At 63.1% G+C, this 23,523-nt stretch carries 16 protein-coding genes; 10 read left to right on the forward strand and 6 right to left on the reverse strand.

The genetic code is table 11. The annotated features are described in order from the left end of the window. The first annotated feature begins 103 nt into the window (after positions 1–103). From icmF to ACKVEX_RS11135, 9 genes are all read left to right on the forward strand, one after another. The gene (gene icmF / locus ACKVEX_RS11095) at positions 104–3,382 is read left to right on the forward strand and encodes a fused isobutyryl-CoA mutase/GTPase IcmF (protein WP_473215793.1); all 3,279 of its coding nucleotides are present in this window, start codon (positions 104–106) and stop codon (positions 3,380–3,382) included. Positions 3,383–3,674: 292 nt separating this feature from the next. Further along, positions 3,675–5,639 (forward strand): AMP-dependent synthetase/ligase, encoded by a 1,965-nt coding sequence (locus ACKVEX_RS11100; protein WP_473215794.1) that lies wholly within the window; start codon positions 3,675–3,677, stop codon positions 5,637–5,639. A 13-nt stretch (positions 5,640–5,652) separates the two neighbouring features. Next, positions 5,653–6,435 (forward strand): ABC transporter ATP-binding protein, encoded by a 783-nt coding sequence (locus ACKVEX_RS11105; protein ID WP_473215795.1) that lies wholly within the window; start codon positions 5,653–5,655, stop codon positions 6,433–6,435. Between the two features lie 30 nt (positions 6,436–6,465). Continuing rightward, positions 6,466–7,392, forward strand: a complete 927-nt coding sequence (locus tag ACKVEX_RS11110; protein WP_473215796.1) for a branched-chain amino acid ABC transporter permease — start codon at positions 6,466–6,468, stop codon at positions 7,390–7,392. A 37-nt stretch (positions 7,393–7,429) separates the two neighbouring features. Beyond that, positions 7,430–8,497 (forward strand): branched-chain amino acid ABC transporter permease, encoded by a 1,068-nt coding sequence (locus tag ACKVEX_RS11115; protein ID WP_473215797.1) that lies wholly within the window; start codon positions 7,430–7,432, stop codon positions 8,495–8,497. A gap of 84 nt (positions 8,498–8,581) precedes the next feature. Next, complete coding sequence (locus tag ACKVEX_RS11120; RefSeq protein ID WP_473215798.1) at positions 8,582–9,904, forward strand: ABC transporter substrate-binding protein; 1,323 nt, start codon at positions 8,582–8,584, stop codon at positions 9,902–9,904. A gap of 153 nt (positions 9,905–10,057) precedes the next feature. After that, on the forward strand, positions 10,058–10,900 hold the full coding sequence (locus ACKVEX_RS11125) for an ABC transporter ATP-binding protein (protein WP_473215799.1): 843 nt from the start codon (positions 10,058–10,060) through the stop codon (positions 10,898–10,900). 194 nt (positions 10,901–11,094) lie between these two features. After that, positions 11,095–12,330 carry a phenylacetate--CoA ligase family protein gene (locus ACKVEX_RS11130; RefSeq protein ID WP_473215800.1) on the forward strand — a complete coding sequence of 412 codons (1,236 nt, stop codon included), beginning with the start codon at positions 11,095–11,097 and terminating at the stop codon, positions 12,328–12,330. A 5-nt stretch (positions 12,331–12,335) separates the two neighbouring features. Further along, positions 12,336–13,520: a CaiB/BaiF CoA transferase family protein gene (locus ACKVEX_RS11135; protein ID WP_473215801.1), complete on the forward strand. Its 1,185-nt coding sequence runs from the start codon at positions 12,336–12,338 to the stop codon at positions 13,518–13,520. A 112-nt stretch (positions 13,521–13,632) separates the two neighbouring features. On the opposite strand, the gene ACKVEX_RS11140 is transcribed toward ACKVEX_RS11135, so the two are convergent. From ACKVEX_RS11140 to ACKVEX_RS11150, 3 genes are all read right to left on the reverse strand, one after another. Beyond that, positions 13,633–14,094, reverse strand: a complete 462-nt coding sequence (locus tag ACKVEX_RS11140; protein ID WP_473215802.1) for a PhaM family polyhydroxyalkanoate granule multifunctional regulatory protein — start codon at positions 14,092–14,094, stop codon at positions 13,633–13,635. 122 nt (positions 14,095–14,216) lie between these two features. Further along, positions 14,217–16,148 (reverse strand): hybrid sensor histidine kinase/response regulator, encoded by a 1,932-nt coding sequence (locus tag ACKVEX_RS11145; protein WP_473215803.1) that lies wholly within the window; start codon positions 16,146–16,148, stop codon positions 14,217–14,219. Beyond that, the gene (locus ACKVEX_RS11150; RefSeq protein ID WP_473215804.1) at positions 16,145–16,936 is read right to left on the reverse strand and encodes an ABC transporter substrate-binding protein; all 792 of its coding nucleotides are present in this window, start codon (positions 16,934–16,936) and stop codon (positions 16,145–16,147) included. Before ACKVEX_RS11150 ends, ACKVEX_RS11145 begins: the two co-directional genes overlap by 4 nt. A gap of 543 nt (positions 16,937–17,479) precedes the next feature. On the opposite strand from ACKVEX_RS11150, the gene ACKVEX_RS11155 reads away from it, so the two are divergent. Next, positions 17,480–18,109: a response regulator transcription factor gene (locus tag ACKVEX_RS11155; RefSeq protein ID WP_473215805.1), complete on the forward strand. Its 630-nt coding sequence runs from the start codon at positions 17,480–17,482 to the stop codon at positions 18,107–18,109. 24 nt (positions 18,110–18,133) lie between these two features. Here ACKVEX_RS11155 and ACKVEX_RS11160 read toward each other — a convergent pair whose 3' ends face one another. From ACKVEX_RS11160 to ACKVEX_RS11170, 3 genes are all read right to left on the reverse strand, one after another. After that, positions 18,134–18,847, reverse strand: coding sequence for a nucleotide-binding protein (locus ACKVEX_RS11160; protein WP_473215806.1), 714 nt, complete (start codon positions 18,845–18,847; stop codon positions 18,134–18,136). A 123-nt stretch (positions 18,848–18,970) separates the two neighbouring features. Next, positions 18,971–19,768 (reverse strand): class I SAM-dependent methyltransferase, encoded by a 798-nt coding sequence (locus ACKVEX_RS11165; protein ID WP_473215807.1) that lies wholly within the window; start codon positions 19,766–19,768, stop codon positions 18,971–18,973. After that, the gene (locus tag ACKVEX_RS11170; RefSeq protein WP_473215808.1) at positions 19,765–23,334 is read right to left on the reverse strand and encodes an indolepyruvate ferredoxin oxidoreductase family protein; all 3,570 of its coding nucleotides are present in this window, start codon (positions 23,332–23,334) and stop codon (positions 19,765–19,767) included. Before ACKVEX_RS11170 ends, ACKVEX_RS11165 begins: the two co-directional genes overlap by 4 nt. Positions 23,335–23,523: the final 189 nt, after the last annotated feature.

The following is a 23,523-nucleotide window of genomic DNA, read 5'->3' on the forward strand; positions in this document are numbered from 1 at the left end:
TTTGGCGGATTTTGCATGATCATCGGCGCCAACGGCAATGGCAATCACGACGAACGGCCTCTACCATATAGAATGGTGCCGATAACAAACGGAAGAGACAGACATGACCGACCTCAGCGTGAGCAACAAACTGACCCCTTACAAACCGAAGAACAAGGTGCGATTCGTGACTGCGGCGGCGCTGTTCGACGGGCATGACGCTTCGATCAACATCATGCGGCGCATCCTGCAGTCGACCGGTTCCGAAGTCATCCATCTCGGCCACAACCGTTCGGTCGGCGAGATCGTCAATGCCGCGCTGCAGGAAGACGTGCAGGGCATCGCGATCACCAGCTATCAGGGCGGCCACGTCGAATTCTTCAAGTACATGATGGACCTGCTGCGTGCCAACGGCGGCGAGAACATCAAGGTGTTCGGCGGCGGCGGGGGCGTCATCGTTCCGTCCGAGATCAAGGAACTGCATGCCTACGGTGTGAGCCAGGTGTTCTCGCCCGACGATGGCGCCAAGCTCGGCCTGCAAGGCATGATCAACAGTGTGGTACAGCGCTGCGATGTCGACCTGACCCACGAGGCGCCGAAGAAGGCGGACGATCTGATCAAGGCGCTGAAGGCGGGTGACCGTCGCGTGCTCGCGAGGTCGATCACGGCGCTGGAAAACGGCGGCTACGGCGACGACGTCAAGCAGGTGCTCAAGGAGGCCGCGGCCAAGCTCGGTGCGCCGACCCTGGGCATCACGGGCACTGGCGGTGCGGGCAAGAGTTCGCTCACCGACGAACTGGTGCGCCGCTTCCGTCTTGATCAGCAGGACCGGCTCAAGCTCGCGATCATCTCGATCGACCCGTCGCGCAAGCGTACCGGCGGGGCCTTGCTGGGCGACCGGATCCGCATGAATGCGATCGAGCACGAGCACATCTACATGCGCTCGCTCGCGACCCGTGATACCGGTTCGGAAGTGTCGACCGCGCTGCCCGAAGTGATCGCGGCGACCAAGCTTGCCGGCTTCGATCTGGTCATCGTCGAGACCTCCGGCATCGGCCAGGGCAATGCGGCGATCGTGCCCTTCGTGGACCTGTCGTTGTACGTGATGACCCCCGAGTTCGGCGCGGCGAGCCAGCTCGAGAAGATCGACATGCTCGACTTCGCCGATTTCGTCGCGATCAACAAGTTCGACCGCAAGGGCGCGGAGGATGCGCTGCGCGATGTGCGCAAGCAGTACCAGCGCAATCGCGAGGCCTTCACCACGCCGGTCGACGAGATGCCGGTGTTCGGCACGATGGCCGCACGCTTCAACGACGACGGCGTGAGCGCGCTCTACCAGGCGATGTTGCCGCGGCTGGTCGAAAGGGGGCTCAAGGTCAAGGCCGGCAAGCTGCCCAAGGTCACGACCCGCGCGTCGTCGATCGGACGCGCAATCGTACCGCCGGAGCGGACCCGCTACCTGGCCGAGATCGCGGATACGGTTCGCGACTATCACAAACTGGTCGACCGGCAGGCGAGGGTCGCGCGCGAGCGTCAGTCGCTTAGGATCGCCAAGGCCTTGTTCGCCGAATGCGGCAAGGCGGTTGAGCCTCAGTTCTCAACGTTCGACGAACTGATCGACTGGAAGGACGGCGAGCTGACCTCGGCTGCCCGCAAGCTCCTCGACATGTGGCCCAAGACCAGGGAGCTGTATGCGGCCGAGGAATATGTCGTGAAGATCCGCGACAAGGAGATCCGCACCAAGCTCACCAGCGAATCGCTGTCCGGCAGCAAGATCCGCAAGGTCGCGCTGCCCAGTTTCGACGACGACGGTGAAAGCCTGAAGTTCCTGATGAAGGAGAACGTCCCGGGTTCTTTCCCCTACACCGCGGGCGTGTTCGCGTTCAAACGCGAAGGCGAGGATCCCACCCGCATGTTCGCCGGCGAGGGCGACGCGTTCCGCACCAACCGCCGCTTCAAGCGGGTGTCCGAGGGGATGCCGGCGCACCGGCTGTCGACCGCCTTCGACTCGGTCACGCTGTACGGTTGCGACCCGGATCCCCGTCCGGACATCTACGGCAAGATCGGCAACTCCGGTGTGTCGATCGCGACGCTGGACGACATGAAGGTCCTGTACGACGGCTTCGATCTGTGCGCACCGACGACGTCGGTGTCGATGACGATCAACGGTCCGGCGCCGATCATCCTCGCCTTCTATTTCAACACCGCGATCGATCAGCAGGTCGCGAAGTTTAAGGTCGACAACGGGCGCGAACCGACCGAAGACGAACTGCAGAAGATCAAGGCCTGGACGCTGTCGACGGTGCGCGGCACGGTGCAGGCCGACATCCTGAAGGAAGACCAGGGGCAGAACACCTGCATCTTCTCGACCGAGTTCGCGCTGAAGATGATGGGCGACATCCAGGAATACTTCGTGCACCACCAGGTGCAGAATTTCTACTCGGTGTCGATCTCCGGCTATCACATCGCCGAGGCCGGTGCGAACCCGATCAGTCAGCTCGCGTTCACGCTGTCAAACGGTTTTACCTATGTAGAGTCGTATCTGGCGCGCGGCATGCACATCGACGACTTCGCTCCGAATCTCTCCTTCTTCTTCAGCAACGGCATGGATCCGGAGTACTCGGTGATCGGCCGCGTGGCGCGCCGCATCTGGGCGGTCGCGATGAAGAACAAGTATGGCGCGAACGAGCGCAGCCAGAAGCTCAAGTATCACGTGCAGACCTCCGGCCGCTCGCTGCATGCGCAGGAAATGGACTTCAACGACATCCGCACGACGCTGCAGGCCCTGATCGCGATTTACGACAACTGCAACTCGCTGCATACCAACGCCTATGACGAGGCGATCACGACGCCGACCGAGGAGTCGGTGCGCCGCGCGATGGCGATCCAGTTGATCATCAACCGTGAATGGGGCCTGGCCAAGAACGAGAATCCGAACCAGGGTGCCTTCATCATCGACGAGCTCACCGACCTGGTCGAGGAGGCGGTGCTGAAGGAGTTCGAGGCGATCGCGAGCCGTGGCGGTGTGCTCGGCGCGATGGAGACCGGTTACCAGCGCGGCAAGATCCAGGAGGAGTCGATGTACTACGAGCATAAGAAGCACGACGGCTCCTACCCGATCATCGGCGTGAACACCTTTCTCAATCCGAAGGGCAGCGCGCAACAGGAGATCGAACTGGCGCGTTCGACCGAGGAAGAAAAGCAGTCGCAGCTGAAGCGTCTGGCCGATTTCCAGGCACGAAACAAGGCCGAGGCGCCGAAGTGGCAAGCCAAGCTGCAGCAGACCGTGATCGACAACGGCAACGTGTTCGAGGTGCTGGTCGATGCGGTACGTCACTGCTCGCTGGGGCAGATCACCAGCGCGCTGTACGAGGTGGGCGGGCAGTATCGGCGCAGCATGTGATCGTCGGCTGAAGCGCGAAGACGCGAACGGCGCCGCGGCGCCGTTCGCCGTTTACCGCAGCGATCCCGAATGTATCGCGCTGAAGTCCCAGGTCTTCACAATTCGATACATTGCGCAAACAGTTGCGCAAACATGCGCTGCGAAACTCCACTTTGTCACAGAACGTAGTGAATGGCCTGATCGCGATTCACTGCCGAATGCGCTGCGAGTCCCCGGGGCTTGCGCCCGGAATCAAACAACAACACGGCCCGGGTTGCGCGACGAACAAGGATCAACCAAAGGAGGAATGGGCATGTCCGACTCATCCGGGCAAACCTCGCTCGACACGTTTCCGCGGCTGCTGATGAATCACGCCAAGGTACGGCCGACCCGGCCCGCCATGCGCGAGAAGGAATACGGTATCTGGCAGACCTACACGTGGGCCGAGGTCGCCGAGAACGTGCGGGCGATCGCCTGCGGGCTGGCCGAGCTGGGCTTCAAGCGCGGAGACCGGCTGGCAGTCATCGGCGATAACCGGCCGCGTCTGTACTGGTCGGTCGCGGCCTGCCAGTGCCTGGGCGGCATTCCGGTGATGCTGTATCAGGACGCCGTGGCCGAGGAGATGGCCTACGTGCTCCAGGACGCGGAGATCCGCTTCGCGGTCGTCGAGGATCAGGAGCAGGTCGACAAGATGCTCGAGATCCAGCCCGACGTGCCGCTTCTCGAGCATGTCGTCTACGATGACCCGCGCGGCATGCGCCATTACACGCAGACGCTGCTGATGGGTCTGGACGAGTTGCAGGAGATGGGGCGCATCCATGACCGCAACCAGTCCGATTTCCTGAACGGCGAAATCGACAAGGGCGCCTCTGACGATATCTCGATCATGCTGTATACGTCGGGTACGACTGGAAAGCCCAAGGGTGTGTGCCAGACGCACGGCGCGTTCATCGCGGCCGCAAAGGGTGGCACCCAGTTCGACAAGCTGACCGATCAGGAGGACATCCTGTCCTACCTGCCGATGGCCTGGGTCGGCGATCATCTGTTCTCGTTCGCACAGGCGATGTACGCCGGCTTCACGATCAACTGCCCGGAATCGGGCGAGACCGTGATGACCGACCTGCGTGAGATCGGTCCGACCTATTACTTCGCGCCGCCGCGCGTGTTCGAGAACCTGCTGACCACGGTGATGATCCGCATGGAAGACGCGGGCTGGTTCAAGCGCAAGATCTTCGCCCACTTCATGAATGTAGCGAAGCGCTGCGGCGCGGAACTGCTCGACGGCAAGCCGGTGTCGACCGCCGAACGGCTGCAGTACTGGCTAGGGAACCTGCTGGTATACGGGCCGCTGAAGAACGTGCTCGGCATGAGTCGTGTCCGTGTCGCCTACACCGCCGGCGCGGCGATCGGTCCGGACCTGTTCCGCTTCTATCGCTCGATCGGCATCAACCTGAAGCAGCTCTACGGCCAGACCGAGACCTGCGCCTATGTGTGCCTTCAGCCGGACGGAGAGATCAAGCTCGACTCGGTCGGCAAGCCGGCACCCTTCGTCGAGGTCAAACTTGCCGACAACGGCGAGATCCTGGTCAAGGGGCCGATGCTGCTGAAGTCCTACTACAAGCGTCCGGACGCGACCGCCGAGTCGCTGAACGAAGAGGGCTACTTCATGACTGGTGATGCCGGCTTCTTCGACGAGGACGGTCACCTGAAGATCATCGATCGCGCCAAGGACGTCGGCAAGCTGACCGACGGTTCGATGTTCGCGCCCAACTTCATCGAGAACAAGCTGAAGTTCTTCCAGCACATCAAGGAAGCAGTGGCCTTCGGCAGCGATCGTGACTTCGTGACTGCGTTCATCAACATCGATCTCGAGGCGGTCGGCAACTGGGCCGAGCGCAAGGGTCTGGGTTACTCCGGTTACACCGATCTGGCCCAGCAAGCCGCGGTCTATGAACTGATTCGTGACGGCATCGAGAAGGTCAATGCGGATCTCGCGTCCGACCCCATGATGAGCCGCTCGCAGATCCAGCGCTTCCTGATCCTGCACAAGGAACTCGACGCCGATGATGGCGAGTTGACCCGTACCCGCAAGGTACGTCGCAAGTTCATCATGGAACGCTACGCGATACTGGTCGATGCGCTGTACGGTGGCAAGGACAGTCAGTACATCGAGACCGAGGTGAAATACGAAGACGGCCGTACCGGCAAGGTCGCCGCGACGCTGCGGATCCAGGACGTGAAGACGTTCCCGAGTCAGTCCGGTAAACAGGCCGCTTGAGGGAGAAGCATTCATGACAAGAGAGTTCGGCGAGGTCATCATCGACCTGCAAAACATCTCGCTGCGCTTCGGCGGCGTCAAGGCGCTGACCGACATCAGCTTCAACGTGCGCGAACACGAGATCCGCGCGATCATCGGTCCGAACGGGGCCGGCAAGAGTTCGATGCTGAACGTGATCAACGGGGTGTATCACCCGCAGGAAGGCAAGATCATCTTTCGGGGCGAAGAGCGCCGCGAGATGGAGCCCTATATGGCTGCCTCGCAGGGGATCGCCCGCACATTCCAGAACATCGCGCTGTTCAAGGGTATGACCGTGCTGGACAACATCATGACCGGTCGCAACCTGATGATGAAGACCAACTTCCTGCATCACGCGCTGTTCTGGGGAAAGGCCCAGCGCGAGGAGATCGAGCATCGCAAGAAGGTCGAGGAGGTCATCGAGTTTCTCGAGATCCAGAGCATCCGCAAGACGCCGGTCGGACGACTCCCCTACGGTCTGCAGAAGCGCGTGGAGCTGGCGCGCGCGCTGGCGGCCGAGCCCACGCTGCTGTTGCTGGACGAGCCGATGGCCGGCATGAACGTCGAGGAAAAACAGGACATGTCCCGTTTCGTACTCGATGTGAATGATCACTATGGCACCACCATCGTATTGATCGAACACGACATGGGGGTGGTGATGGATATCTCCGATCGGGTCGTGGTGCTGGATTACGGCAAGAAGATCGGCGACGGGACGCCGGACGAAGTCAAGAACGATCCGCAGGTGATCGACGCCTATCTGGGCACGTCGCACTGACCAGGTCCAGAGGGAAACGAGGAGACAACAATGACTTTCTTTTTAGAGGTGCTGATCGCTGGCCTGCTGTCGGGTGTCCTGTACGCCCTGGTCGCGCTCGGTTTCGTACTGATCTTCAAGGCTTCGGGTGTGTTCAACTTCGCGCAGGGCGCGATGGTGTTCTTCGCCGCGCTGACCTTCGTCGGCTTCACCGAAGTACTGCCTGGCTGGACCGGGCTCGAGCAGGGTAGTGCGGCGAATTTCTGGCTGGCCTTCATCCTTGCGTTGTCGTCTATGATCGTGCTCGGCATCGCGACCGAGAAGGTGGTGTTGCGCAATCTGGTCAACCAGCCGCCGATCACGCTGTTCATGGCGACCATCGGCCTGACCTTCTTCATCGAAGGGGTTGCGCAGGGAATCTGGGGCACGCAGGTGCGGGGACTGAGTCTCGGTATCGACGACGAGCCGGTGATGCTCCTGATGGACAACTTCAATATGCTGGTCTCCAAGTTCGACGTCATCGCGGCTGGCATTGCGCTCGTGCTCTTCATCGTTCTGGCGCTTCTGTTCCAATACACCAAGATCGGCCGGGCACTGCGGGCGGTGGCCGATGACCACCAGGCCGCACTGTCGGTCGGTATTCCGCTCAAGCACATCTGGGCGATCGTGTGGAGTGTCGCGGGTTTCGTCGCGCTGGTGGCCGGTCTGATCTGGGGCGCACGCAACGGCGTGCAGTTCGCGCTGACCTTCACTGCGCTGAAGGCGCTTCCGGTGCTGATTCTGGGTGGCTTCACCTCGGTGCCCGGGGCGATCATCGGGGGTCTGATCATCGGGGGTTCGGAGAAGCTCGCGGAGGTCTATCTCGGACCCTTCGTCGGCGGTGGGATCGAGGGCTGGTTCCCGTATGTTCTCGCGATGCTGTTCCTGCTGTTCCGGCCGGAAGGGCTCTTTGGTGAGAAGCACATCGATCGCGTCTGATCGACCGGCATGACGACAACGATTTCGGAGACAACACATGCTTTATCGTGAAGCCGGCCAGTTCAAGGCCAGTTATCAACAGGATCAGCAGATCTTCCCGATCCGCCAGGACCAGATCGGATTCTGGGCGACGCTCGCGTTCTTCTTCCTGGTGGTACCGTTCATCGCGAACCAGTACTGGCTGCAGGCCGTCCTGATTCCGGTGCTGATCTTCTCGCTTGCCGCGCTCGGCCTGAACATCCTGACCGGCTATTGCGGTCAGCTGTCGCTCGGTTCGGCAGCCTTCATGGCGGTCGGCGCGTTCGGGACCTACAATTTCATGTTGCGAATCGATGGCATGCCCTTCCTGGTGGCCATCATTCTCGGCGGGGCTTGCGCAGCCGTGGTCGGCATCCTGTTCGGCCTGCCGAGTCTGCGGATCAAGGGCTTCTACCTCGCGGTCGCGACGCTGGCGGCGCAGTTCTTCATCGTGTGGGCGCTGGTCAAGTTCGGGTGGTTCTCGAACTACTCGTCATCCGGTGTGATCACCGCACAGCACGTGAGCATTCTCGGCATGGAGTTCCAGTCGCCGGTGATGAAATACCTGCTGACGCTGTCGATCGTGACGGTGCTGGCGCTGCTCGCGAAGAACATGGTGCGCTCCTCGACCGGCCGCAAATGGATGGCGGTGCGTGACATGGACGTTGCGGCCGAGGTCATCGGTATCCGTCTGATGCATACCAAGCTTCAGGCCTTCGCGATCTCGTCCTTCTACTGCGGTATCGCCGGCGCGCTGTACGCCTACATGTACCTCGGTACGGTCGAACCGGAAGGCTTCAACCTGGATCTGTCCTTCCGCATCCTGTTCATGATCATCATCGGCGGCGTCGCATCCATCCTGGGCTCGTTCATCGGCGCGGCCTTCATCGTGCTGCTGCCGGTGTTCCTGAACGTCATGATGCATTCGTCGATCGGGTCTTTCGTGCCGGCCAACGTCTCGGCCAACCTGGAACTGATCATCTTCGGTGCGCTGATCATCTTCTTCCTGATCGTCGAGCCGCACGGGATTGCCCGATTGTGGCAAATCGCGAAGGAAAAGCTGCGCCTTTGGCCCTTCCCGCACTAAGATTGTTTCATCCGGTGGTCCGATTCCGGGCCGTCGGTCGACAGTGTTTCACCAGTGGCAGCACATAAAAGAGGAGGCATTCACATGCAGTTCAAGAAAAGCTTGATGCTCGGAGCGACCGTCGCGGGTCTGCTCACCACCGGATACGCGGTGGCCCAGGAGCAATACATCGGTCTGCCGAGCTACCGCGTCGGCGCTTATGCAGCGGGCGGTACCGCGTTGTACGGCGGATGGATCGATTACATGCAGATGCTCAACGAGCGTGACGGCGGGGTGAACGGCGTCAAGCTCGTTTGGGAAGAGTGTGAAACCGAGTACAACAACGCACGTGGCGTCGAGTGCTACGAGCGCATGAAGAACCGCGGTTCCACCGGCAACACGGTGTTCCAGCCGCTGTCGACCGGTATCACATACTCGGTTCTGGATCGTGTTGCCGAGGACAAGATCCCGTTGGTCACGATGGGCTATGGTCGCACCGATGCGGCGGATGGCCGGGTGTTCCCGTGGGTATTCCCGCTGATCACGACCTACTGGTCGCAGAACACGGCCAAGATCAAGTTCATCGGCCAGCAGGAAGGCGGCATGGAAAACCTGCGCGGCAAGAAGATCGTGAACCTGCATCACGATTCGGCCTATGGCAACGAGACGATCCCGGTGCTGAATGCGCAGGCTGAGCAGTACGGGTTCCAGATCATCCATATCCCGGTCGCCCACCCGGGCAACGAGCAGCAGTCGCAATGGCTGCGCATCCGCCAGGAGCGTCCGGACTGGGTCATCCTGCGCGGCTGGGGCGTGATGAACCCGACTGCGATCCGGACTGCATCGCGTACCGGTTTCCCGCGCGACAAGATCGTCGGGGTGTGGTGGTCCGGCGCCGAGGAGGACGTGATCCCGGTCGGTGACGGTGCCAAGGGTTACATCGCCGCGGGCTTCAACGTGGCCGGTCGTGACTTCCCTGTGATCCAGGAGATCGAGAAGCATGTCTACGCCAACAACAAGGGCAACATGGAAGACAAGTCCCGCGTCGGCGGCGTCCTGTACAACCGTGGCGTGGTGCATGGCATCGTCACCGTCGAGGCGATTCGCAAGGCCCAGGAGAAGTTTGGCTCCGGGCGCGCTCTGACGCCGGAAGAGGTGCGGTGGGGCTTCGAAAACCTGGACATCGACGATGCGCGTCTGGTCGAACTCGGCGCAGAGGGTTTCCTGCCGCCGCTGCAGACCAGTTGCGAAAACCACGAAGGTTCCGGGATGGTCAAGTTCCAGCAGTGGGACGGCACCAAGTGGAACGTCATCACCGACTGGGTCGAGAGCGACCAGGCGCTGGTGCGGCCGATGATCGAGGCGTCCGCGACTGCCTATGCGGCCGAGAAGGGCATTACGCTGCGCGACTGCTCCAAGGAAATGTAAGACGCGCAAACCTTCGGGGAGCGCGAAGGCTCTCCCCGTGCAGGCTTCCCCATCCGTGGGGAGGTCTGCAGGGTACCCGCAACGGGTGCCCTGCAGACCCTCTCTCGGCTTTTCCGGGGAGGTGGGATGGAGACAACAGGCGAAGACAGCACAATGAACACAGCCACGACAACTTCCGCGACCGACGCAAACACGGCGCCCTACCTCAGCATCAACAACATCGAGGTCATCTACGACCACGTCATCCTGGTCCTCAAGGGGGTTTCGCTGCAGGTGCCCAAAGGCAAGATCGTTGCACTGCTCGGTGCCAACGGCGCGGGCAAGTCCACCACACTCAAGTCGATCTCGAACCTGCTCGGCGCCGAGCGCGGGGACGTGACCAAGGGCAACATCGAGTTCCAGGGCGACAGCATCGAGCGGCTGACCCCGAACGAACTGGTCAAGCGCGGCGTCATTCAGGTGATGGAGGGGCGGCATTGCTTCGCCCACCTCACCATCGAGGAGAACCTTCTGACCGGTGCGTATACCCGAAGGATCTCGCGCGCCGAGCTCAAGAACAGCCTGGACAAGGTCTACCACTACTTTCCGCGCCTGAAGGAACGTCGCAGTTCCCAGGCGGGTTACACGTCCGGTGGTGAACAACAGATGTGCGCGATCGGACGGGCGCTGATGGCCAAGCCCGAGATGATCCTGCTGGACGAACCGTCCATGGGCCTTGCGCCACAGATCGTCGAGGAGATCTTCGAGATCGTGAAGGATCTGAACACCAAGGAGCAGGTCAGCTTCCTGCTCGCCGAGCAGAACACGATGGTGGCGCTTCGCTATTCGGACTTCGGCTACATCATGGAGAACGGGCGCATCGTGATGGAAGGCGATGCCGACTATCTCGCCAACAACGAAGACGTCAAGGAGTTCTACCTGGGCCTGTCGGGCGAAGGGCGCAAGAGCTTCCGGGACGTCAAGCACTACCGCCGCCGCAAGCGCTGGCTCTCCTGAAAAGCGGCGCGACGAACGGCACGCCGGCGTTGCAGGCCCGCTTGTTTGCCACCAGCAAACGGCGCGGCCCTGCGCCTTGGCCTGCCGCCCGTCGCTTGCTTTTGCCTTCGTTGCACCTGGGCTCGTCAGGCCGCGCGGAACCAAAGGTACCGAAGTTGATGCGCGTGGGGACAATCGACGCGAGAGGAATACGGATGATGTTCTACGACACCAGAGAAACCCGCGATCCGGCCGAGCGGGAGCATGATCTGCTGACACGCCTGCCGCTGCAGCTCGCTCACGCAAAGGCGAATGCGCCAGCGTTCGCGAAGCTGCTTGTCGACGTGGAACCCGCCGCTGTCAGTAGCCGCGACGCATTGGCGCGCCTGCCGGTGACCCGCAAGTCCGAATTGCTGGAACTGCAGAAGGGCGCGCGTCCGTTCGGGGGCTTTGCGACGGTCGAGTGGGGCAGGGAGTGTCGGCGCGTGTTCGCATCGCCTGGCCCCCTGTACGAACCCGAGGCGGCGCGACCGGACTATTACCGACTCGCCCGCGCGCTGTTCGCCGCCGGTTTTCGCGAAGGTGATCTGGTGCACAACACCTTCTCGTATCACTTCACGCCCGCCGGTTCGATGATGGAGACGGCGGCCCATGCGGTGGGATGCACGGTCTTTCCGGCCGGGGTCGGCCAGACCGAGCAGCAGGTCGCTGCGATCGCCGACCTGCAGCCCAGCGCCTATACCGGCACGCCGTCATTTCTGCGCATCATCCTCGACAAGGCCGAGGAGATGGGAGTCAAGGCGAGCTTAACGAAGGCCTTCGTGTCGGGTGAGGCCTTTCCGCCGAGCGTCCGCGACGCGTTCGCTGCGCGTGGCATCACCGCATACCAGGCCTATGCCACGGCCGACATCGGGCTGATCGCGTATGAAACCTCGGCGTGCGAGGGCATGGTGCTGGATGAGGACATCATCCTCGAGATCGTACGTCCGGGTACGGGCGATCCGGTCGAGGCAGGTGAGGTCGGTGAGGTGGTGGTGACCACGCTCAATCCCGATTACCCGCTGATCCGCTTCGGCACCGGGGATTTGTCCGCCATCCTGCCGGGGGTGTCACCCTGCGGGCGGACCAACACCCGGATCAAGGGCTGGATGGGGCGCGCCGACCAGACCACCAAGGTCAAGGGCATGTTCGTGCACCCGGGTCAGGTCGCGGCGGTGGTCAAGCGGCATCCGGAGATCTTACGGGCGCGCCTGGTGGTCGATAATCCGGACATGAACGATCGCATGACGCTCAATTGCGAACTCGCAGCTGGCGGCGACGACGTGCTGGTTCGGGCGATCGCCGACAGCATGCGTGAGATGACCAAGCTGCGCGGCGAGGTGAGGTTCTGCGAACCCGGTTCGCTGGCGAACGACGGAAAGGTCATCGACGACGTCCGCAAGTACGAGTGAACGCGATGACGGACGTCGGCGCCGTCCGGGCCAAGCCGCTGGCCGGATTGCGCGTGCTCGATCTCACGCGGTTGCTGCCCGGCCCGCTGGCGACACAGCATCTGGCCGACTATGGCGCCGAGGTGATCAAGATAGAGGACACCGGCGCCGGAGACTATGCCCGCAGCATGGGGGCGATGAATGGCGATTCAAGCTTCTTCTACGACCTGATCAACCGCAACAAGAAGAATGTCCGACTCGACCTCAAGCAGGCGGCTGGACGGGACGTCTTCCTGCGTCTGGTCGAGTCCGCGGACGTGCTGGTCGAGGGCTTCCGTCCGGGCGTCATGGCGAAGCTGGAACTGGCTTATGAGCAGGTCGCGGCCGTCAATCCACGCATCGTGTATTGCAGCATCAGCGGCTATGGACAGACCGGGCCCTATGCGCAGCGGGCCGGGCACGACATCAATTACATCGGCTACGCCGGCGTACTCGATCAGATCGGCACGGCCGGTGGTGCGCCGGCGATCCCGAACCTGCAGATCGGGGACCTGCTGGGGGGTACGCTGAGTGCGTTGTTCGGCATGCTGGTCGCCGTGATCGACGCCCGTGCGAGCGGGCAGGGACGACATGTGGATGTCGCAATGACCGACGCCACGTTCGCGCACGGCATCTTTCCGATGCTGGAAGTGCTGGCGCATGGCGCAGCGCGTCCGCGTGGCGAAGACCTGCTCGACGGGGGCGTGCCGTGCTACGGCGTGTATGAGACGGCCGACGGGGCGCATATGGCGGTCGGGGCGCTGGAGGAGAAGTTCTGGCAGCTGCTGTGCGACACGCTGCAGCGTCCCGATCTCAAGCCCTTTCATCTGGCACGCGGTGAGACGGGTGCCTGGGCAAGGGCGGAGCTGCAAGACGTGTTCCGCCGTCGATCCCGGGCCGAGTGGCGTACCGTGTTCGATTCGGTGGATTGCTGCGTGACGCCGGTCCTCCGTCCGGAGGAAGCGCTGAGCGATCCTCAACTGCGGGCACGACAGATGGTCCGTGACATCGATGGCGTGCGCCACTTCGGGCCCTTCGTCACGATGTCCGATTTCGTTGCGGACGAAGCGGCGGTGGTTCGATCACCAGGTGCCGACAACGATGAATTGCTGGCGGAAATCGGTCTCGGCCCCGGCCAGATTCATGCGTTGCGCGCCCTGAAGGTGATCTGATCCGGCGCGCGCCAGCGGCCGGATTGTCGAGCGCTTCGCTCGCCGCCGGAGCGGCCCTCCAGTGCTGCAATCGCTGGGCCGGGCGCGCGAGCATCCGATGTGGCAGTTGCGATTATTTCTGATCGGCGTTCGTCTTTCGCGACGGCGCGCGTGGACGCGGTTTGCCCTCGGCCTTGGCGTCGCCGTTCGCCTGCGCGCCGGCGGCCGTGTCCTCGTCGCTCTTGGCCGCCGGAGTCTGCGCATTCATGAAGTTCCACGGCCACATCGCCGCGGATGCGAACGGACTCTGTTCATCCGCCTTGGGGGCCTCCGTGGTCTGTTCGGCGGCATGTTCGCTCATGGCCTTGACCGCCGCCACCGCAGCGCGCTGCATCTCCAGCCCCTGGGTCGTCATCTGCAACATGTTGAGGTTCATCTTGAGCCAGTGCTCGACCGCCTTCAAGTCCTGGATGCGCTTGTCGAGTTCGTCGAGGTCGAGCGTGGGCGCAACCATGCCGGGCAATGGAAAGCCCATGTTGTTCCACATGCTACGCACGAAATCGAGCGGATCCTGTGCCGAGTTGTCCTTTGACATGCCTGTCTCTCCCTCTTCTTGTCCCAAGCGTTCATGTTACGCCATCCTGCGGGAATCTGCGCCGCACAGGTCGAAGCCTTGGCAGGACCCTGCAGTGGTCCGACACCCGGGCAGGCGGCCGCTCATTCGTCTGCTCGGGAACTGATCCGGTTCAGCAGTGCGCGCAAGCGTGCGGGCCTGACCGGCTTGTGCAGCAGCGGCAACGCTGCAAGCCGTGCGGCATCCAGCGAATCGGGCGCGGTGTTGCCGGTGATCAGCGCTACCGGCAGGTCGGCGCCGTAACGTTGTCGCAGCGTGTCGATCGCCTCGAGTCCCGCCGTCTCGTTGCCGAGCCTGAGGTCGATGATGACGATGTCGGGTGGGTCGCGTTCGCTCAACGCCGGCATCAGGCTGTTTGCATCTGCCGTGGCCGTGACCTCGCAGCCCCAGGACGTGAGCAGGCTCCGAATGGCCGTGCGGGCCAGCGGATCGTCGTCGATGACGGCCAGGTGCAGTCCGACCAGATCGCCGGGTTCGCGTCGCTGGTCGGCTGTGCGGCCGGTCGGCGTTCCTTCGGCGGAGCAGGCCGGAACTTCGAGCGCGAACAGCGACCCGTGCCCCGGTGTGGATTCCAGGTAGAGCGGATGCGTCAGCAGGTCGGTGAGCCGGCGCACGATGGCGAGGCCGAGTCCGAGACCTTTTTCCCGGTTTCGCTCCGGATTGTTCAACTGCACGAACTCCTGGAAGATGATTGCACGGGCTTCCTGTGGAATGCCGACGCCGGTGTCGCGGACCTCGATTCGAATCCGGTCTGCGCGTCTGCGACACGCGACCAATATGCGTCCGGTGCGCGTATGTCGCACCGCGTTGCTGACAAGATTGGTCAGGATGCGCTCGAGCATGACCGGATCGCTGATCACACACGCACGCGTGGGTCGTAGCTTCAGACCGAGTCCGAGCTCGCTTGCGACCGGTTTCAGCGAGGCTTCGATCCGATTGAAGATGGGTTGCAGTTCGAAGGGCTGGATGTCCGGTTGCAGGATGCCGGCGTCCAGCTTGGAGATGTCGAGCAGGCTGTCGAGGAGATCTTCCATGGCCTCGGCCGAGGCCGAGATCTGATGGACCAGATGGGCAGAGCGTTGATCGAGCGTCTGCTGCGAGAGCTCCGCGATGAACAGGCCGAGCGCATGCATGGGTTGGCGCAGATCATGACTGGCTGCCGCAAGAAAACGTGACTTGGATGTATTTGCGAACTCGGCTTCTTCCTTGCGTGCGCGCAAGGCCGCGGTCGCTTCGTCGATGCGGGCGTTCATGTCCTCATGCATGCTCGCCAGTTCGGCCGCCATGTCGTTGACGCCCTCGGCCAGGGAGCGAAGGCTTCCGCCACCGACGATGGGGACGCGTTCGTCGAATCCCCCGAGCCCGATCCGCTTGACCGTTGCCGCCACCTGCCTGATCGGGCCGGTCACCCCGCGACTCATGCTGAGCGCGAGCATCAGCGTGCCCATCAGAACGAGCAGGATCGTCATGACGCCGGTGCGCCGCAGTTCGTCGCGTCTTGCGTCGAGCTGCTGCCGGGACAATTCCAGCACCACGAAGCCAAGAATCGGACGTTCGGCGGCGGCATCGGGCCGGCCGGCCGGGATCGTGGACAGATCCTCATCCAGTTCGAGACGACTCGGGATGATGGGCTCCACGATGCGCAGGACGCTGCCATCGACCTGCATCCAAAAGTCATAGGCGCGTTCCAGTTCTTCGGGTGTCAGGCTGCGGGCGCTACCGCTGCGCGCCAGCGGTACGCCCTGCCGGCTGACCACGGTCACGCTGCTCACGCCGTCCTCGGTCAGGATTGCATTGGTGAGCTGCTGCAACGACTCCCTGTTGCCGGAGAAGACCGCGTATTCACTGGCGGCGACGAGCTGGCGGGCGAAAGCCTGGCCACGCGCGTGAAAGGCCTTGTCCAGATCGGCCAGCCGTGCCGTGGTGTAGAAACTGGTCAGCAGCAGCGCAAGGACCAGCATCGGCAGCACGGCCACCAGGATGACGCGTGAGCGGATTCCCCAGCTGTCGATCACCGTCGTGCCTCCCGATCTCGGATCCTCTGGGCGATCTCTTCCGCCGAATCGAGCCTGATGCTCAGTGAACGTCCCACCGTGGCATTGATGTCGACTTCGAAGCGAACCGGGTAGGCGGGAGGCGGCAATGCCAGCCCGTTCAACACGTCGCTGACCGCGTCGGCGGCCTGCTTGCCGATCTGTTCCGGAGTGGCGTAGATCGCCAGCAACGCGCCGGCCCGGACGTAAGCGGGCGAAAAGCCGATCAGCGGCGAACGGTAGCGATAGGACGTCAGCAGGATGTTCTGGATGGTGTGGCTGTTGTAAACACTCCGGTCGGGTACAGCGATCAGGACGGCGGGCTGCGACAGGGTCCGCTGCATTGCCTGGTACAGCTCCCGGTCACTGTCGATCGGAGTGGCACGAACGTCAAAACCGTCGCGCTGCGCGGCAACGGTGATCTCGCTTGCCAGCGCGCTGGTGCCCGGGCCGTAGATCAAGGCCAGTATCCGCCAGTCCGGCAGGGCCTCGGCGATCAGCGCGATCTGCCGGGCTACCGGCTGATCCATGAAGATGGCGCTGACCTGTTCGGGAGCCGGATGCTTCTGTCCAAGCGCGAGATAGCTGTCTCGCGGGATGAATGCGTTCAGCACCGGAACCGGCGGAGCATGCTGCCGCACCGCCTTCGCGGCGACCGAACCGACGGTGACGACGATCCGCGCGTCCGTCGGTTGCAACCCATCGAAGGCATCGGCCTGGATCGAGTCTATCGTTGTCCGAGGGTGTTGGGCGGCCAGACCTTCGCGCAAGGCCGTGACGACCGCCTCATACGCACCGCCGGTTTCGCTGCTGACGATCAGGATGTCTGCATCGCCGGACAGCGCGGTGGATGCGGGGCCCGGAATCAGCCAGAACATCAGCAGGAAAAGGGCTGGCCATCGGCCGCAGCACCGCTTCATCGATTCTTCAGCATTCCATTTTCGGCAAGTGTGACGGACGGATCGAGTCCGGCTCCTCCGGTCGCGGCGACCGAACGGACGAGCATCTGAGGCGCGTGTCCGGACGGCGAATTTTCCACTGTTTGGCCCCTGCCCGGGGCGATGAATCGCGTTCGGATCATGAAAAAACCCTCTCGCTTCCGACAGGCGGTGGACCGCGTGTCTCGGCGATCGATCGGTCGCGCTATCATTGTCGCAGAGCGGGATCCGGCCGGGGGTGCGTCAGGCATCGCGTTTCCGATCCGACACGGCAGGCTCGACGTCGCGCGCGGTCTCGAAGCTGGGCATGCCCAGCTTATGCTGATATCATCGTATCGTTGTCGGTTTCCGGTCGCATGCCTTCAGGGGGGCTGAATGACGAGAATTCTGATCGTCGAGGATCACGCGCTGGTGCGCGAAGCAATGGCTCAGACGCTCGCACGTCTGCAGCAGGGTGTCGAGTGTGTCGAAGTGTCCGATTCGGAGCAGGCGCTCGCCTGCCTCGAGCAGAGTCCCGACTGGGATCTGGCGGTGGTCGATCTGATGTTGCCCGATCTGAACGGTTTTTCCCTGCTGGGCGTGATGGCCAAGAGATTTCCCGATGTGCCGGCGGTCGTGGTGTCGGCCCTCGATGACGTCGCGTCGGTTCGGCGCGCGATGCGGGCGGGCGCGTCCGGGTTCGTGTCCAAGGCAAGCCCGGGTGATGTGCTGCGCGAGGCGGTCAGAACGGTTCTCAACGGCGGGATCTACGCCCCCGATATCGCGACTACGGGCGACAAGCGGCGGCCGAATCAGTCAGTGAGCGAATGTTATGGATTGACCGCGGCCCAGACCCGGGTGGTGGAGCTGCTGGGACAGGGCAAGACGAACCGGGAGATCGCCGATCTGCTGACCCTGTCCGAGGGTACGGTCAAGGTGCACATGTCGGCGATCTTTCGGGCGATGAACGTACGCAATCGCGCCCAGGTGCTGGTGGCTCTGTCGAAGAAGGGCAATACCGTCTGACATGGCACCGGTGTGCGCTGCGTGTCAGTCGCGGCGCGTCGCCACCGCGAGGCGCAACGGCATCTCTTCCGCGGACAGCCGCACGTCGGGGTTCAACGCGGCGTGTTCATCACCGATGTCCAGGATATCGTCATGGTCGATCTCGAGCACTTCCAGAATCTGTCGACCCAGCGCACGGCACGCGTTCGCCAGCGGCGTGGGCAACTGATCCGGGATGGTCTTCTGCAGCAGCAGCTTGCTGGCAGACAGTGAGTTGACCGGGTTCAGGATGCGGTGGCGATAGGGGCGCATCATCTGCAGCACACTTCGATCGGCCGCATCGCGCTGCCATGGATTGGTCGGCCATTGCGACGGCACCGCGTAGGCGCGCGGAAACATCTCGAGGTCGCGCACCACGGTGCGGATGTCCTCGTGCGACTCGCGAAACGGGAGCAGCACGATATCGGACAGTGCGTAAAGCTTGCGGTCCATCTCGGTGCGGTTGCCGCCCCCGTCGATGACCCCGATCCAGCTGTCCAGCGTCCGTAGCTTGTCCACGACCTTGGTCAGCGATTCGCGGGTCCTCGCGTCGGCGGTGATGTAGCGTCGGCCCTCGGGTTTCAGGGGTTCCCGCGACGTGTCGGTCAGCACGCAGGCCGAACGGTGTCCGAGCAAACCCAGCCCCTGACAAAGCATGTGGGACAGGGTGGTCTTTCCGGTCCCGCCCTTGTTCCCGATGACGCAGATTATTTCAGCCATTGTTCGATTCCTGGATTGCCTCGGTCGTCCGCCAGTCGAAGAGATTATGCCGTCGAATCATCGATCGCATGGACGAAACACACGACGTTTATTCCGCCAATTCCGACGATCGCAGCACGCGGCTCAACCCGGACGGTCAGGCTGCACATAGACGAACAGCCTCGTTGCGCGCTGGTCTCCGACGTCGATCACGCGGGCCGGCGTGGTCTCGGAGACCGGAAAACTGTTGCTGACCAGCATGGCGCCCGGGCGCAGTTCCCGCCTGGCCTTGGCCCACACGGCCGACATCGGCACCGGCGACAGAAAGGCATAGATCAGATCGTACTGCGCCCAGGACTCAGAGAAGAAATCCCGACGCAGGATCCGGACGTTGCGGTCGCGGCGTGAGCGGACGAGGCTGATCAGCCAGGGGGCCGGCGCGGATTCGATGCCGACCAGCTGACAGTCGGGACGCAGGTGCGCGAGCGCCATCAGGAACGACCCCGTTCCGCTGCCGATGTCGAGCACGCGTAAAGCGCGGTTTTGCGGCAACAGCCCGGCGACCGCCGCGCTGGTCTGGCGGTTGGACAGGAACAGCGGTACGCGGGTCGCAAAGCTGTTCCAATAGACCAGGATCAGCGCGACCAGACCGGCAAGATACCAGCCGGCGGCGATGCCGAGTCCGTGAGCCGCCAGCAGCAGCGGTGAGAAGACCAGATGGATGATCAGCCACCAGCGTTCGCTGCGCATGACGATTGCGGCAGTCATCGTGATCGGTGCCTGTAGCAGCACGATTGTCCAGGGCTTCGGTGGGATCGCCCCGATGCCGAGCAGCAGGATCACGATGGCCCAGCCTGCGACCTGTGCGAGCAGTGCCTTCAGCGACGCGGGGAGGGTGAACCGGGTCTTTCGGTCGGGACCGGGTCGGGCCGCATCGCTCACGCACGTTTCAGCGCGGTCGTCTCGGGCTGTGCCTGTGGTGCCCGCCAGGCAGCCAGCAGGCGCTCGCGTTCCCGCTCGACCTTTTGCGCACTGCGTTCCTTGATATGACCGAAGCCGCGAATGCCGTCCGGCAGCGAGGCCAGTTCGACCGCGAGCGGCAACTTCAGGAAACTCAGACCCTCCAGAATCTCGGTGATGTGCTGTTCGTACTGCGCGATGAGTGCGCGTTCCATGCGTCGTTCCTCGGTCCGTCCGAACAGGTCCCAGCGGGTGCCGCGCAGGCCCTTCAGCCTCGCGAGCACGCCGAAGACCCGCTTCATGGCAGGGCCGAAGGCCTTCTTGGGGATCCGTCCGGTCTGCGGATCCAGCCTGGAGATCAGCGGAGGTGCAAGATGGAACCGGACCGTGAATTCGCCTTCGAAGGTGTCCTCGATCCGCTTCCAGAAGCCGGGGTCGGAATACAGGCGCGCGACCTCGTACTCGTCCTTGTACGCGAGCAGTCTGCAATAATTGCGCGCGACCGCTTCGGTCAGGCGTGCCGAACCGGCATTGCCGGTGACTTGCAGTTCCGCTTCGCGCACCTTGACCACCAGCGCCCTATAGCGTGCAGCATAGGCCTTGTCCTGATAGGCGGTCAGCAGGTCGACGCGCTTCGCGACGATGTCATCCAGATCGATCGCCCGGATCGGGACTATTTCGGCCGGACGGGTGAAGCGTTCCACCTTGTCGGGCGCATGGGCGGCACGTCGCCCCCACAGGAAGGCTTTCCTGTTCATGTCGATCGCGACGCCGTTCAGTTCGATCGCCCGCATCAGCCCGTCGTGGCTGACCGGTACCAGGCCTCTTTGCCACGCATAGCCGAGCAGGAACAGGTTCGTCGCAATGGCGTCGCCCATCAGCGCGGTGGCAATCTGCTGCGCGTCCAGCACGTCGATTGGGGAGTCGTCAACAGCGCCGCCGCCCACCGCATCGCGAATGGTCTTCACCATCTTGTCGAGCGGAAACTGCCAGTCGGGGTTGCGCGTGAAGTCCGACGTGGGTGTCTCGGCGTTGTTGACAACCACCCGGGTGCGCCCCGGGGCCATCTTCGCGAGCGCCTCGGTGCTCGCGGTGACGATGACATCGCCCCCGATCACGGCGTCCGCCTCCCCGGCGGCGATGCGCACCGCATGCAGATCCTCGGGCTGGTTCGCGATCCGGATGTGGCTGAAGACCGAACCGCCCTTCTGTGCCAGACCGGTCATGTCCAGCACGGTGACCCCCCTTCCGTCGAGATGCGCACCCATGCCGATCAATGCGCCGATGGTGACCACGCCGGTGCCGCCGACGCCGGTCACCATGATTCCGAAGGGCTCGTTCAGGCTCGGCAGGACGGGCACCGGCAATTCGTCGAACATCGACTCGTCGGCGGCGACCGCCTTGCCCTTGCGCAGCTGGCCGCCTTCGATGGTCACGAAGCTCGGGCAGAATCCGTTCAGGCAGGAATAGTCCTTGTTGCAGGAAGACTGGTCGATCTGGCGCTTGCGGCCGAACTCGGTCTCGACCGGTACGATCGACATGCAGTTGCTCGCGTGGCCACAGTCTCCGCAGCCTTCGCAAACCGCCTCATTGATGAAGACCCGACGCGCCGGGTCCGGGTAGAGCCCCCGTTTGCGCCGACGCCGTTTTTCGGCGGCACAGGTCTGGTCGTAGATCAGCGCGGTCACCCCGGGCGAAGCGCGCAGGTCGCGCTGGATCGCATCGAGTTCGTCGCGATGGCGGATCGGAACGTGCGCGATGTCGGCGGGCCCATAGTTGCGTTCGGTGCCGTCGGTGACCACGATGATGTTGCCGACCCCCTCGGCCTGCAACTGGCGCACGACCTTCGGCACGGTGAGTTCACCCTCGACCGGCTGTCCGCCGGTCATTGCGACCGCATCGTTGAACAGAATCTTGTACGTGATGTTCACGCGGGCCGCGACCGACTGGCGAATCGCCAGCAGGCCCGAGTGAAAGTAGGTTCCGTCACCGAGATTCGCGAAGATGTGCTGTTCGCTGGTGAACGGCGCCTGACCGACCCAGGGCACGCCCTCACCGCCCATCTGCGTGAAGGTGCCGGTACGCCGGTCGGGCATCCAGGTCACCATGTAGTGACAGCCGATGCCGGCCACGGCGCGGCTGCCCTCCGGCACGCGGGTCGAGGTGTTGTGCGGGCAGCCGGAGCAGAAGGTCGGGACGCGATCGACCGAGAAGATGCGCTGGGACAGGGCTTTCTCCTTGGCCTCGAGAAAGGTCAGGCGTGCCTTGATCCGGTCGGACGTGAAAAAGCGGCCGACGCGCGCCGCGATGACCCGCGCGATCATCGCCGGGGTCAGCTCGCCGGCCGCCGGCAACAGCCACTGTCCATGGTCTATGGTGCCGTCGGCCTGCTGGATGCGTGCCCATTCGCCCTTTTCGTCGAATTTGCCGATCACGCGCGGTCGCACGTCCTCGCGCCAGTTGTAGAGTTCCTCCTTGAGCTGATATTCGAGCAGCTGGCGCTTTTCCTCGATCACCAGGATTTCGTCCAGGCCCTCGGCGAAATGGCGCACGCCGTCCGCCTCCAGTGGCCAGACCATGGCGACCTTGTAGAGCCGGATGCCGATTTCGGCCGCGAGCGCGTCGTCGATTCCGAGGTCGTCCAGGGCCTGGCGGACATCGAGATAGGACTTTCCGGACGTGATGATGCCCAGGCGTGGCAGCGGGGAGTCGATGACGATTCGATTCAGCTGATTCGCACGACAGTAGGCCAGCGCGGCATACAGTTTCTGGTTGAGCAGCCGTTTTTCCTGGATCAGCGGAGGGTCCGGCCAGCGAAGGTTCAGGCCGTCGTCGGGCAACGCGAAGTCGGTCGGAATCTGCACCTCGACCCGATTCGGCGCGACATCGACCGAGGCGGACGTTTCGACCGTGTCGGCCAGCGCCTTGAACGCCACCCAGCAGCCGGAGTAGCGCGACAGAGCATAACCATGCACGCCCAGGTCGATGTACTCCTGCACGCCGGCCGGCGCGAGCACCGGCATCATCATGGCCTTGAAGAAGTGGTCGGTCTGATGGGGTAGCGTCGATGACTTGGCCGCATGATCGTCGCCCGCGATCACCAGCACACCGCCGTGGCGTGAGCTGCCCGCGGCATTGCCATGTCTGAACACGTCGCCGCATCGGTCCACGCCCGGTCCCTTGCCATACCACATCGCGAACACGCCATCGTATTTTGCATGCGGTGACAGATTCACCTGTTGCGAACCCCACACCGCCGTGGCGGCGAGGTCTTCATTTACGCCGGGCTGGAACACGATCTGGTGATCGGCGAGGTGATCTCTTGCCTTCCACAGGGTCTGATCGAGCCCGCCCAGCGGAGAACCGCGATAGCCCGACACGAACCCGGCCGTGTTCAGACCGGCGCTCTGGTCGCGTTCGCGCTGAATCATCAACAGTCGCACCAGCGCCTGATAGCCGGTCATGAAGACACGACCGGAGATCAGGTACTTGTCCTCCAGCGTGGCGGTGCGAACGGGAGCGGGGGTGCTGGGGTCGGCTGTTGCCATGTTGCGGCTCCTTTCAGTCAAAGCTTGGATCGGGCTTTGCATGCCATCCGCCTCGTGGGCGGACTCTGTTCTGCCGTGTGAAGCGCGCGCCACAGGGTACGAGATCGCGCCTTCCCACTCTGCCGGCTGCACAGCGAGCGAAGCCAATCTGTCGATGCGGTCAAATACATGGATACCCTGAGGCGCTCA

This window comes from Denitraticella aggregata (assembly GCF_048158365.1).
GTDB lineage: Bacteria > Pseudomonadota > Gammaproteobacteria > Burkholderiales > Rhodocyclaceae > Azoarcus_F.

Excerpts from the sequence above, each read along its gene's own strand:
- icmF (WP_473215793.1), top strand. The coding sequence starts at position 104 with ATGACCGACCTCAGCGTGAGCAACAAACTGACCCCTTACAAACCGAAG.
- ACKVEX_RS11100 (WP_473215794.1), top strand. The coding sequence starts at position 3,675 with ATGTCCGACTCATCCGGGCAAACCTCGCTCGACACGTTTCCGCGGCTG.
- ACKVEX_RS11105 (WP_473215795.1), top strand. The coding sequence starts at position 5,653 with ATGACAAGAGAGTTCGGCGAGGTCATCATCGACCTGCAAAACATCTCG.
- ACKVEX_RS11110 (WP_473215796.1), top strand. The coding sequence starts at position 6,466 with ATGACTTTCTTTTTAGAGGTGCTGATCGCTGGCCTGCTGTCGGGTGTC.
- ACKVEX_RS11115 (WP_473215797.1), top strand. The coding sequence starts at position 7,430 with ATGCTTTATCGTGAAGCCGGCCAGTTCAAGGCCAGTTATCAACAGGAT.
- ACKVEX_RS11120 (WP_473215798.1), top strand. The coding sequence starts at position 8,582 with ATGCAGTTCAAGAAAAGCTTGATGCTCGGAGCGACCGTCGCGGGTCTG.
- ACKVEX_RS11125 (WP_473215799.1), top strand. The coding sequence starts at position 10,058 with ATGAACACAGCCACGACAACTTCCGCGACCGACGCAAACACGGCGCCC.
- ACKVEX_RS11130 (WP_473215800.1), top strand. The coding sequence starts at position 11,095 with ATGATGTTCTACGACACCAGAGAAACCCGCGATCCGGCCGAGCGGGAG.
- ACKVEX_RS11135 (WP_473215801.1), top strand. The coding sequence starts at position 12,336 with ATGACGGACGTCGGCGCCGTCCGGGCCAAGCCGCTGGCCGGATTGCGC.
- ACKVEX_RS11140 (WP_473215802.1), bottom strand. The coding sequence starts at position 14,094 with ATGTCAAAGGACAACTCGGCACAGGATCCGCTCGATTTCGTGCGTAGC.
- ACKVEX_RS11155 (WP_473215805.1), top strand. The coding sequence starts at position 17,480 with ATGACGAGAATTCTGATCGTCGAGGATCACGCGCTGGTGCGCGAAGCA.
- ACKVEX_RS11160 (WP_473215806.1), bottom strand. The coding sequence starts at position 18,847 with ATGGCTGAAATAATCTGCGTCATCGGGAACAAGGGCGGGACCGGAAAG.
- ACKVEX_RS11170 (WP_473215808.1), bottom strand. The coding sequence starts at position 23,334 with ATGGCAACAGCCGACCCCAGCACCCCCGCTCCCGTTCGCACCGCCACG.